This is a genomic window from Arthrobacter sp. NicSoilB4, assembly GCF_019977335.1.
Lineage (GTDB): Bacteria > Actinomycetota > Actinomycetes > Actinomycetales > Micrococcaceae > Arthrobacter.
In genome coordinates, this window is record NZ_AP024653.1 from 1103522 (window position 1) to 1115224 (window position 11703).

8 protein-coding genes are annotated in these 11703 nt (G+C 68.6%); 5 read left to right on the plus strand and 3 right to left on the minus strand.

The window, feature by feature from the left end; all coding sequences use genetic code 11:
* The first annotated feature begins 89 nt into the window (after positions 1 to 89).
* Positions 90 to 1589 (plus strand): NAD-dependent succinate-semialdehyde dehydrogenase, encoded by a 1500-nt coding sequence (locus LDO13_RS05000; protein WP_224048947.1) that lies wholly within the window; start codon positions 90 to 92, stop codon positions 1587 to 1589.
* Between the two features lie 27 nt (positions 1590 to 1616).
* On the opposite strand, the gene LDO13_RS05005 is transcribed toward LDO13_RS05000, so the two are convergent.
* The 3 genes from LDO13_RS05005 to LDO13_RS05015 are packed head-to-tail and all read right to left on the minus strand — an operon-like array spanning position 1617 to position 6826.
* Positions 1617 to 4151, minus strand: coding sequence for a DUF3488 and transglutaminase-like domain-containing protein (locus LDO13_RS05005; protein ID WP_224048948.1), 2535 nt, complete (start codon positions 4149 to 4151; stop codon positions 1617 to 1619).
* Positions 4148 to 5656: a DUF58 domain-containing protein gene (locus LDO13_RS05010; RefSeq protein WP_224048949.1), complete on the minus strand. Its 1509-nt coding sequence runs from the start codon at positions 5654 to 5656 to the stop codon at positions 4148 to 4150. Before LDO13_RS05010 ends, LDO13_RS05005 begins: the two co-directional genes overlap by 4 nt.
* Before the next feature lie 12 nt (positions 5657 to 5668).
* Positions 5669 to 6826: a MoxR family ATPase gene (locus tag LDO13_RS05015; protein ID WP_224048950.1), complete on the minus strand. Its 1158-nt coding sequence runs from the start codon at positions 6824 to 6826 to the stop codon at positions 5669 to 5671.
* A gap of 339 nt (positions 6827 to 7165) precedes the next feature.
* Between LDO13_RS05015 and LDO13_RS05020 the strand changes: the two genes are divergently transcribed.
* From LDO13_RS05020 to LDO13_RS05035, 4 genes are all read left to right on the plus strand, one after another.
* Positions 7166 to 8053: a TatD family hydrolase gene (locus LDO13_RS05020; RefSeq protein ID WP_224048951.1), complete on the plus strand. Its 888-nt coding sequence runs from the start codon at positions 7166 to 7168 to the stop codon at positions 8051 to 8053.
* Between the two features lie 281 nt (positions 8054 to 8334).
* On the plus strand, positions 8335 to 9510 hold the full coding sequence (locus LDO13_RS05025) for a resuscitation-promoting factor (protein ID WP_224048952.1): 1176 nt from the start codon (positions 8335 to 8337) through the stop codon (positions 9508 to 9510).
* Positions 9511 to 9755: 245 nt separating this feature from the next.
* The gene (gene rsmA, locus LDO13_RS05030; protein WP_224049673.1) at positions 9756 to 10595 is read left to right on the plus strand and encodes a 16S rRNA (adenine(1518)-N(6)/adenine(1519)-N(6))-dimethyltransferase RsmA; all 840 of its coding nucleotides are present in this window, start codon (positions 9756 to 9758) and stop codon (positions 10593 to 10595) included.
* A gap of 81 nt (positions 10596 to 10676) precedes the next feature.
* A complete protein-coding gene (locus tag LDO13_RS05035) occupies positions 10677 to 11639 on the plus strand; it encodes a 4-(cytidine 5'-diphospho)-2-C-methyl-D-erythritol kinase (protein WP_224048953.1) in 963 nt (320 codons plus the stop codon).
* The last annotated feature ends 64 nt before the right edge of the window (positions 11640 to 11703 follow it).

Sequence of the window (11703 nt, forward strand, 5' to 3'; positions counted from 1 at the left end):
TGGCAGTAAATCCAGCGCATCTGAAGGGTCATTCGGACAGTGCTGAATCCCATCCCATTCACCCCAAACCGCTGACGAGGGAGTCAACCGTGACTGTAACTGCCCAGCCCATTGTTACCGCGGAGCGCGAGAGCGCCCTGCTGGCCTCTGTTCCCACTGGCCTGCTCATAGATGGCCAGTGGCGTCCGGCCGCGTCCGGGAAGACCTTCGACGTGGAGGATCCCTCAACCGGCAAGGTCCTGCTCAGCCTCGCCGACGCCGGGCCGGAGGACGGGGCGGCGGCACTGGATGCCGCGGCCGCCGCGCAGGATTCCTGGGCGAAGGTTCCCCCGCGGGAGCGCGGCGAGATCCTGCGCCGGGCCTTCGAGCTCGTCACTGAACGCGCCGAGGACTTCGCGCTGCTGATGACGCTGGAGATGGGCAAGCCGCTGGCCGAGGCCCGCGGCGAGGTCACCTACGGCGCGGAGTTCCTGCGCTGGTTCTCCGAGGAGGCCGTGCGCGCCTTCGGCCGGTATTCGGTGTCCCCGGACGGGAAGTCCCGGCTGCTCGTGACGAAAAAGCCGGTGGGCCCGTGCCTGCTCATCACGCCGTGGAACTTCCCGCTGGCCATGGCCACGCGCAAGGTCGCCCCGGCGGTCGCGGCGGGCTGCACCATGGTGCTGAAGTCCGCGAACCTGACCCCGTTGACCTCGCAGCTGTTCGCGGCCGTGATGCTGGAGGCCGGGCTGCCCGCCGGGGTGCTCAACGTGATCCCGACGTCCACCGCCGGTGCGACCACGGGTCCGCTGATCAAGGACTCCCGGCTCCGCAAGCTTTCCTTCACCGGTTCCACCGAGGTCGGCCGGCGGCTGCTGGCGGACGCGTCCGAGACGGTGCTGCGGACCTCGATGGAGCTTGGCGGGAACGCCCCGTTCGTGGTGTTCGAGGACGCCGACGTCGACGCCGCCGTCGCGGGGGCGATGCTGGCGAAGCTGCGGAACATGGGCGAGGCGTGCACCGCGGCCAACCGGTTCATCGTGCACGAGTCCGTCGCGGATGAGTTCGCGGAGAAGTTCGCCGCGAAGATGGCGGGCATGACCACGGCCCGGGGCACCGAGGCGGAGTCCAAGGTCGGCCCGCTGATCGATGCCAAGAGCCGGGACAAGGTCCACGAGCTCGTCTCCGATGCCGTGAACTCCGGCGCCGTGGCCGTGATCGGCGGTGCCGCGGTCGAGGGCCCGGGCTACTTCTACCAGCCCACGATCCTCAAGGGCGTCACCGAGGGCACCCGGATCCTGTCCGAGGAGATCTTCGGGCCCGTCGCGCCGATCATTACCTTCGACACCGAGGACGAGGCCATCCGGCTCGCGAACAACACCGAGTACGGCCTGGTGGCCTACGTCTTCACGCGGGACCTGAACCGCGGCATCCGGATGGGTGAACGCCTCGAGACCGGCATGCTGGGCCTGAACGCCGGCGTGGTCTCAAACGCCGCGGCACCGTTCGGCGGGGTCAAGCAGTCCGGCCTGGGCCGCGAAGGCGGCCTCGAGGGCATCGAGGAATACCTCTACACCCAGTACATCGGCATCGCCGACCCGTACGCCGGCTAGGACCAATTCCGGCTGCCGGAAAGCCTCTCAACTCCGGCGCAGCCAGCGCACCCGGTGCACCGCCCCGCGGGTCCTTGACCAGGCCCGCGCCAGGCCGCGCCGGGTGCGTTGTGCTGTGCGGCGGGCGGCGCGGAACGGCGCCGTGGCGGCCCGCCGCCAGGCGGCCATGATGGAGGGCGGGAGCCACTCCGCACGGAACCGCGCGAGCGGACTGGCATGGTCGCGCAGTGCAGCGCGGACCGCTGCGATCCGGCGGGCGCCTGAAGTTTCCGGGTCGCTGGTGTCACCGCTGGCGGCACCGGGTCCGGACGGCGGGCGTCCGTATTGCCGGCGTTCGAAGTCCAGCGTGAGGGACCTGACGGCCTGGTGGCTGTCCGCGTCCATGCCGGCAGGCTCTCCGAGAACCCCCGCGGAGCGCAGCCTTTCGGAGAAATGGCGGGGAGTCTCACTGGTTTGCGGCGCAACGCCGTAATCCATGGCGAGATCGCGCAGTTCTGCCCAGGCCTGCAAGGCTGCCGCGCCGTCTTCCCGGGTACCGTTCAGCCGGCGGCGTCGGCGGGCCCTCCGCGCCATGTGCGGGGACGCCAGCAGCAGGCCGAGGAACAGCAGTGCCCCGGCGGTAGACAGGACGGGCAATATCAGGGCCGCCGGGTCCGCCTGGGTGGCAGCGCCAGGGAGCGGCAGCGGGGCCACGGTGGGCAGCGGCGTGGGGTTTGGAGTGTTGCCCGGGAGGAGGCCATCGTTGTTTTCGTTCGTGCTGGCGCCGCTGGGCGCCTGCGCTTCCGTGGCGTAGGACGGAACCACTCCACGCGACGGAGTCGGCTCGAAGGGGACCCAGCCCAACCCCTGGAAGTACAGTTCCGGCCACGCATGGGCGTCACGGGCATCGACCTCATATTCCGGCAGGGCACCCTGGCCGCCGATAGTGACTGTGGCGCCGGTGGACCGCCCGGGGGCATAACCGACGGCGATGCGGCTCGGGATACCTTCCAGCCTGGCCATCACGGCCATGGCTGAAGCGAAATGGATGCAATATCCGCTCTTTTGGTTCAGGAAGTCCGCCAGCACGGACAGCCCGTTGCCGTCATAACCCCCTTGCACCGGGGACTGCAGGGAGTACGTGAAATCGACCGAGCGCAGGTACCGCTGGATGGCCATGGCCTTTGCGTACGCAGTGGCGCTTCCCGCGGTCACGGCCTCGGCGGTGGTGCGCACGATCTCGGGGACGTTCTCTGGCACCCGGATGAACTGCTCGGGGACGCCCTGCGCCGGGCCCGTGGCCTGGGCCAGCAGGTCCGGGGTGAGCTGCGGGACGACTGAGAGCACCACGTACTGCTGGTCGCGGGTGTTGGCGTCGACCCCCTTGATGCTCAGTGTGGCCGGATCCCAGCTCCAGCGGCCGCTGAGTCCGTTGACTGCCTCCGGGGCGTAGGGGGCCGGCAGGTAGGGGCTGGTGAATTGGCCGGTGTTGACCGCGGTGACCACGCGGACCTCCGTGGCGATGGACTCGAAGCCCGGGTCCATCCGCCCCGTACCCATCCGGCGGGTGTCGTCGCGGTCATCCGGGGCCCAGTTGTCGCCGTTGAAACTGTCCACGGTCACGGAGCGCAGGTACGGCGTGCTGGGCGCGTTGGTGGCAAAGGTGATGCGGCCGTCGCCCGTGGGGCTGCGCAGGCTGTTGCCGAGGCTGATCATCGGGTTGAGCCCCGTGGCGCTGCCGAAGGGATTCAGCCGCGAGCCTTGCGGAAACGTCCCCTGGTCGAACCCCGGGATCGCCAGCTGGAGCAGCAGGGTGACCGTCAGCGCCACGGCGCCTGTCAGGGCCCCGCGCCGGAACTGGCCCGGGTTCCGCGCGGTGTCGGCGCCGGTCCGTGGGTCGGGCGCGAACCAGTGGCTGCAGCCGAGGATCAGGAGGTAGCCGGCGGCAGCGGCGGCGAAGCCCAACGCGCCGACGCTCTGCGGCTTGATCATCGCGGGAACGATCAGGATGGCGAGGATCCCGAGGCCGCTCGTCGCCGGCAGGGCCAGGGGATACGCGAGGGCATCGATCAGGATGACCAGCAGCCCGAGGGCGGCGCAGACCAGCAGGACGATCCCGGCATTCGGGGCCACCGGCGCGCTTTCGCCGAGCACGGTCTCACTGGCCCGGCGCAAGTGCCGCCCGAGCTGGGTCATGGTGGCGCCGGAGGGAACGAAGCCAAGGATGCTGTGCGGGCGGAAGAAGGTGAACGTCAGGATCAGCGTGAGCGCCGCCAGGGCACCGGCCATCACGAACACGCTGCGCCACCGGAGCGCGCGGAGGCCGGCCATGGTGAAGGCCACCGTGAGGACCGTCGAGAGGACGGGGGAATACCAGGCCCATCCCCGCAGCACGCCGTTCAGGCTCAGCGCCGCACCACCGACGGCGACTGCCACGGCGAGGGCCATGAGCCAGGGCTGCGCGCCGACCTTCGTCCGGGTCCGTCTGGTCCCCGGGAAGGAACCCGGCCCCAGCGGGCCGCCCGCTGATGCCCCGGACTGGCCGGAGTGCACGCCCGCGCTGCGTTCTGGTGCCAGTGTCATTGCCGGACCCCCGATCCGCGCCGCACATCGGTAGCCGCTGCCATCGCCTCGGCCCCGCCCTGGTCGAAGGCCGTCCACGCCTCGGGCAAGGATGTCGAGGGGGTCACAGCGACCGCCCGCCAGCCGCCGAGCCGGAGGGTTTCGAGCACAGCGTCGAGTTCCCGGCCACGCTCCGTGATGACCAGTGCAAACGCGTTCGCGGCAAAGCCGGCGGCCGGGGACAACGCGCGGGCCTCGGCCGGCGTGAGGTTGCCCAGGATCGCCAGCACCGGCCCCCGCATCCGGTGGGCGGCAAGCTTGTCCATAAGCCGGTCGTCGAACGGCTGCGGACCGGCCTCCGCCCCCAAGGGGTGGCGTCCGCGCGCCAACGGGGAGCCTGAATCCCGGGCGTCCCTGCGGTGGTGGTGCCCGGTCAGCTGGATCGCTGCCAGGCTCTCGGCGACGGACTGCAGCCCGGACGCGCCGATATACTCTTCCGCCTCCGGCTCGGGGGCTGAGGGCGAGTGCTGGAACGCGGGCTCGCCGGCGGCGTCGAGGAAACGCAGAGCGTAGTTCCGCTCGGCCAGATGGGCGCCGACGGACATCGCGGCCGTCACGGCCCACTCGAACGTGTCGCTGGTGATCAGCTCGTGGCCGTCCGGGACTCCGGCGCCATGCTGCTCGGTTCCGCGGTGATCCGTCGCGCGCGGTCCGGCGGCGAACGGGTGGAGGGCACGTGCATTCGAGCCGGCAGAGAACGCGCCGCGGGTGAAGGCCGTGAGCCGCTGGTCCAGGATGATGGTCGCCTCCGGAGTCGTGACGGACTCCTCCTGGCGGACCATCAGCTCCCCGTGCCGTGCCGTCGCTGCCCAATGCACGCGGCGCATCGGATCCCCATGCCGGTATTCCCGGGTCATGACGTCGTCGTCGCTCGGGTTGGCCCGGACGCGCGTGGCGGTGACGCCGTCGTGCCCTCGGGCGCCGGCCAGCCCGGTGACGGGAAGTTCGACGGCGGCGGGCGTCACGGTGAGGATGTCGCCGTCGTCGATGGCGTGGCGGTGCAGGGACAGCCCGAAGGGGTCGCTGAACTCGGCGGTGACCGGCCCGATCACGAACTGGCCGCGTTTGCCGGAACGCAAATGGTATTCGTACCGGCTGGTCCCGCCCGCGGCCGACCTCGCCGGGAACCGGAATACCGGGGACTCCCCGAACCGGGCGGGCAGGCGCTCCTCCATGAGGGCGTGGCCGGAGCCGATTCCGGTCCGGGCGACGGCCAGCCGGACCGTCGTCGTGGCCGCCGTTTCGACGCTGGCGGGGCTGAACTCCCGGAAGACCTGGAAGTTCGGCTTGAGCACCCGGGTTCCGGCCAGCGAGAGCACCGGCAGGACGAACAGCAGGATGGCCAGCGCCAGCAGGTCACGGCGCCCCATCACCTGGGCCGCGAGCAGGAAAACCGCGCCCGCACCCAGCAGGCCCCAGCCGCGGGTCGTGAAGATGTGCCTCGGGAACCGGTCAATCAGTGCCACGGCAGGGCCACCCTAGCGGCGGTTCGGCAACGTGGCAGCCGGGGCGTCAGCCACGGAGTCAGCCTTGCCGCGGGCGCCGCGGCCGGCGGACGCGGGCCCGGCCGCAGCCATTTCCGGGCTGACCGGGAGCTTCGCCAGGACGGCACGGATGACGCTCTGGGCCGTTTCGCCGGAGCTCGCGGCCTTACGGTCCAAAATGATCCGGTGGGCGAGGACGGATTCGGCGACGCTGACGACGTCGTCCGGCAGCACAAAGTCCCGGCCCTCCAGAGCCGCGGTGGCCTTGGCCGCACGCAGCAGCTGGAGCATGGACCGGGGGCTGGCGCCAAGCCGGAGCATCCCGCTCTCCCTCGTCGCGCGGCCCAGGGACACGGTGTATTCCTTGATCGACTGGGAGACGTAGACCTGCCGCACCGTGGCGATCATGGACGCGACCTCGCCGGCAGTGACGACGGCGGTGACCTTTGTCAGCGGGGACGTCGACTGGTGGGTTTCCAGCATTTCCATCTCGGCCTCCTTGTCCGGGTAACCCATGGAGATCCGTGCCATGAAGCGGTCCCGCTGCGCCTCCGGGAGCGGGTAGGTTCCTTCCATTTCGATCGGGTTCTGCGTGGCCACCACCATAAAGGGCTCGTCGAGCTTGTAGGACTTGCCGTCAACGGTGACCTGGTGCTCCTCCATGCATTCCAGCAGGGCAGACTGCGTCTTGGCCGAGGCGCGGTTGATTTCGTCTCCGATGACGATGTTCGCGAACACCGCCCCGGGCCGGAACTCGAAGGACCGGGAGGCTTGGTTGTAGATGGACACGCCCGTGACATCGGACGGGAGCAGATCGGGGGTGAACTGGATGCGGCTCACTGAACAGTCGATCGTGCGCGCCAGCGTCTTCGCCAGCAGGGTCTTGCCGACGCCCGGGACGTCTTCAAGGAGAAGATGGCCCTGGGCCAGCAACACTGTCAGGGCCAGTTTGGCCGCTTCCGCCTTGCCATCGATCACGGTGTTGATTGCGGTCAGGATGCGCTCGCTGGCGGAGCTGAAAGCCTCCGCATCCATGGCTACAGGGGGCTGGGCAGGTCGCCGGGCACCTGGGCGTCCAGTCACGGCAGGGTCTTCCCTGATGCCCGGGCCCTCGGGGAGGGCTTCGTCTAGGGAGATGCGGGGGTAGTCCATCGGTAGCCTTTCAGCCCTGGTGGTTTCCCGGGACGGATCGGCATGGAGCATGCCGGGCCACTCGTCGGGTGGTTGCCTGTGTTCCTGACCGTCTGTTTCCTAGCCGTCTGTTTCCTAGCCGTCTGTTCTCTGACCAATGTTTTTTGTCCGTTGCAATAGCCAGTCTTTATAACAGAGTACTAACACAACTGCCGGGCCTGACAGAGAGTTCCGGTGAAATATCTGCCGGCCCCCACCAGGGAATTGGCGCGGGAAACGGCGCGGGAATTAGCGCGGGCAGGTTAACTCCCCGTGCGGGCCGGGTTCATCCGGCCGAAGGACCGCCGATAGGGTAGAAACATGAGCAATCCCCTGACTCCCGTCCCGTTCCGTGCGCCCGGCAGTGACGGCACCGGCAGGCCGGGATACCCGCCGGCGCCTGAACCCCTTCCGGTTCCGGTCATTGACAACCACACGCATCTGGATTTCCCGACGGATGGCCTGAAGGTCAGCATCGGCGATTCACTGGATGCCGCCGAGGCCGTCGGGGTCCGGGGCGCCGTGCAGGTGGGATGCGACCTTGAATCGTCCAGGTTTACGGTGCAGGCCGTGGAGCTGGATTCGCGGCTCCTGGGCGCCGTCGCCCTGCACCCCAATGACGCCCCGGAGTACGCCGCCCGGGGAGAACTGGACGAGGCCCTGGCCGAGATCGAGGCCCTCGCGGCACACCCGCGAATCCGGGCCATCGGCGAGACCGGGCTGGATTTCTTCCGCACGGAGGGGGAGGGGCTGGCCCACCAGCGCTATTCCTTCCGCCGGCACATCGATATTGCCAAGCGACTCGGGCTGACGCTGCAAATCCACGACCGTGACGCCCACGACGACGTCGTCCAGGTTCTGCGGGAGGAAGGCGCCCCGGAGCGGGTGGTGTTCCACTGTTTTTCCGGCGGGGACGAGCTGGCCCGGATCTGCAACAGCGAGGGCTGGTACATGTCTTTCGCCGGAACGCTGACGTTCAAGAACGCTGCCAACCTGCGCGCCGCCCTGGCCATCGCGGAGCCGGAGCGGATCCTTGTTGAAACCGACGCACCGTTCCTCACGCCGCACCCTCACCGGGGCCGGCCGAACGCGAGCTACATGGTTCCCTACACGGTCCGGGCCATGGCCGAATTGACTGGATGGGAACTCTCGGAACTGTGTGCGCGGATCGCCGGAAATACCGTGCAGGCCTACGGTTCCTGGGACTGATGTGACGAAAGTAAACACCGAAACATAGATACCCGGTATGCCCAATTTGTTGGTTGCTTTATAACGCTCCGGTTACAGTGGACAACTATTAGCCGGGGTCGGGGAAGGCCTTCGGATAATTTCACTCCTGCAGGGCGCGCATCGTGGCCAACGAACCATGGGCGCGCTCTCGTTTGTGAGTGTGGCAGTGCACACAGCTGCCGCGGACACAACGCACCCCTGCGGTGCCGCCCCAGGGCTGTTCGCGGCGGATGAATCTGTGCGCTTTTCCCCGTGCCCGGATGGTCCAAAAGATACGGGCAATCGTGGTCAAGTTCTTTACATCGGATGGCAAGTTCAGCTTGGTCAAGGTCGGCACCCAGCTCGTCGTTCTCGTGGCGCTCGTGCTGGGACTTGTCGCCTTCGTAGGCAACAACAAGACAGTCACCCTCAACGTTGACGGCAAAGTGAGTTCCGTCCAGACATTCGGCGGCACTGTCGGCCAGGTGGTAAAGGGTGCCAACCTTGAACTCCAGGCCTCCGACAGGGTCACGCCCGCAACGGACTCCCATGTCCAGGACGGTTCCGTCATCAACGTCAACCTCGCCAAGGCCGTCAAGGTCAGCCTGGACGGTGCGGAACGGACCATCAACACCACCTCGCCCACGGTCGAGGGCCTCGTGACGGAACTCGGCGTCGCCAGCACCTCTGAACTGTCCGTGCCGAAGGACGCGCAGCTCGCCGTGTCCGGTTCCTTCGTTTCCATCTCGACGCCGAAGACCGTGAGCATCGTCGCTGACGGCAAGGCCGCCAAGACCACAACGACGGCCGCCGACGTCTCCCAGCTGCTCGCCGACGCCGGCATCACGCTGGGCGCCAGCGACCGCGTCTCGCAGCCGGGCAATGCACCGGTTGTCAATGACATGGTGATCAAAGTTTCCCGCGTCGACCTCAGCAAGACGGCAGACGCGACCGAGGCCGTCCCGTTCGAAACCCTCACCACGGAAGACGCCGCGATGATCAAGGGCGAAAAGAAGGTGACCCAGCGCGGAGTGGCCGGGAGTATGAACAAGAGTTTCAAGCTGGTCCTCGTTGACGGACGCGAAGCCTCCCGCACCCTGGTTGCCCAGTCCGTCAGCACCCAGCCGGTTACCGAGAAAGTCACTGTCGGCACCAAACCCAAGCCCGCGGCCGAGGCCGCCACGAACACCGGCGCCGCAGCCCCCGCCATGATGAACGAAGCCATGTGGGACAAGATCGCGCAGTGCGAGTCCGGCGGCAACTGGTCCATCAACTCCGGCAACGGCTACTACGGCGGTCTTCAGTTCGACGTCCGGACCTGGCTCGGTTCCGGTGGCGGCGCGTACGCGCCGAACGCTGCCGGGGCCACCAAGGCCCAGCAGATCGACATCGCCAACCGGGTCTACGCGCAGCGCGGCCTGCAGCCGTGGGGCTGCGGTTGGGCAGCCTCACGCTAAGGCGCCACACCAGACCCCCGGGCTCCGCCTGAGGGGGATTGACGCTCGACGGTGTCCGCAGCAGTTGACCACGGCTGCGGACGCCCGGCACAGGCCGGGTCCGGTTCTTCCGGGCCCGGCCTTCGCCATGCCCGGGCCGGTCAACGGGATAGGATACCTAGGTGACTGAACCGACCCCCTCCGCGCCAGGCAGTACGCCGATCACTGCCCCCGGCGGCACGCCAGCAAGCGCACCCGCACCGCTGATGGGGGCCTCGGACATCCGCCGGCTGGCCGAGGAGATCGGGGTCCGGCCCACCAAGACCCTCGGCCAGAACTTTGTCATTGACGGCAACACGATCCGCAGGATCGTCGCTGCCGCCGACATCCACCCGGACGAGACCGTCCTGGAGGTGGGGCCGGGGCTGGGGTCGCTCACCCTGGGCCTGCTGGACGCCGCCCGTTCCGTCGTAGCCGTCGAAATCGATCCGGTCCTGGCCGGCAAGCTCCCCGCCACCGTCGCCCAGTGGCGGCCGGAGGCCGCCGGGAATTTCCACCTTGTCCTCGCCGACGCCATGCGCGTCACCGAACTCCCCGTGGAGCCGACGGCGCTCGTGGCGAATCTCCCGTACAACGTCGCCGTCCCGGTGGTCCTGCACCTGCTGCAGCACTTCCCGAGCCTCCGCCACGGCCTGGTCATGGTCCAGGACGAGGTGGCAGACAGGCTCGCGGCCGGGCCCGGGTCCAAAACCTACGGCGTGCCCTCGGTCAAGGCGGCCTGGTACAGCAGCATGCGCAAGGCCGGCGTCATCGGCATGAACGTTTTCTGGCCCGCGCCCAAGATCCACTCGGGCCTCGTGGCGTTCACCCGCCGGGAACCACCCGTCACCACCGCCACCCGGGAGCAGGTGTTCGCCGTCATCGACGCCGCCTTCGCCCAGCGCCGCAAGACCCTTCGCGCCGCACTGGCCGGTTGGGCCGGCAGCGCGGCGGAGGCCGAGCGCTGCCTTCGGGCCGCTGGCGTCGATCCCACCGCGCGGGGCGAAGTGATCGACATTGCGGGGTTTTCGCGGATCGCAGAAGCACGCGAACTTCCCGTTCAGTGAGCATGGCGGCGATCCCCGGACGGTAAACCCGGCCGGGGGCTGTGCTTGGAGCCTGACCCCGCCATGCCATAGCGTGGAGCCATGAACGCAGTGAGAGGGCGCTTTGCCGCGAGGACTGTCCGGGTCAAGGCTCCCGGCAAAGTTAACGTCTCACTGGATGTGGGCCCCCTGCGGCCGGACGGCTATCACTCGGTGGCCAGCGTCTACCTCGCCGTCTCCCTCTACGAAGAGGTCGCCGCCACGAGCACGGACACGGGCGAAATAACGGTCGGCATCAGCCCGGCAAGCACCCTTGACCTCGACGGCGTCGACATTCCCCTTGACGAGCGCAACCTGGCCTACAAGGCCGCCGCCATCATGACCGACGTCTCCGAGCACTCCACCGGTGTGCACCTCGAAATTACGAAGCGGGTCCCCGTCGCCGGCGGCATGGGAGGCGGCTCAGCCGACGCGGCAGCCACGTTGCTCGCCTGTGACGCGCTCTGGAACAGCGGGCTTTCCCGCGACGAACTCGCCCACCTGGCCGCGGAACTGGGCGCCGACGTGCCGTTCTCCCTGCTCGGCGGAACGGCCGTCGGGCTGGGCCTGGGCGACGAGCTCTCGCCTGCCCTCGTCAAGGCCCAGACCGACTGGGTCCTGGTGACCGCTGACTTCGGCCTGCCAACCCCGGAGGTCTACCGGACCCTGGACAGGCTGCGAGCGGCCGAAGGGACGCTGGCCGACGAGCCCACCGGCGTGGACCCGATGATCCTCCAGGCCCTCCGCAGCGGCGACGCCGACGCCCTGAGCCGGGTGCTGGTCAACGATCTCCAGCGCGCCTCCATCGAGCTGGCGCCCGGCCTCCGGGACACCCTCGGGCTCGGTGAATCCCTGGGGGCGATCGCTGGAATTGTCTCCGGTTCCGGACCGACGGTCGCGCTGCTGGCACACAGCCCCGGGGCGGCTGAGGGGCTGGCCGACGACCTCCGGCACCACGGCCTAGACGCCATGGCGGTGCACGGTCCGGTTCACGGGGCACGCATCATCTCCGATACGCTCCTTTAATACGTTTGTCGTCATCCGCACGACGTATTTGCCTCGGGCCGATCCGGCCTGACCAACTTTTGCT

What these genes read in the sequence shown, in the direction of transcription:
- LDO13_RS05005 (WP_224048948.1), bottom strand. Translation starts at nt 4,151, where the DNA reads ATGACACTGGCACCAGAACGCAGCGCGGGCGTGCACTCCGGCCAGTCC.
- LDO13_RS05015 (WP_224048950.1), bottom strand. Translation starts at nt 6,826, where the DNA reads ATGGACTACCCCCGCATCTCCCTAGACGAAGCCCTCCCCGAGGGCCCG.
- LDO13_RS05020 (WP_224048951.1), top strand. Translation starts at nt 7,166, where the DNA reads ATGAGCAATCCCCTGACTCCCGTCCCGTTCCGTGCGCCCGGCAGTGAC.
- LDO13_RS05025 (WP_224048952.1), top strand. Translation starts at nt 8,335, where the DNA reads ATGGTCCAAAAGATACGGGCAATCGTGGTCAAGTTCTTTACATCGGAT.
- rsmA (WP_224049673.1), top strand. Translation starts at nt 9,756, where the DNA reads ATGGGGGCCTCGGACATCCGCCGGCTGGCCGAGGAGATCGGGGTCCGG.
- LDO13_RS05035 (WP_224048953.1), top strand. Translation starts at nt 10,677, where the DNA reads ATGAACGCAGTGAGAGGGCGCTTTGCCGCGAGGACTGTCCGGGTCAAG.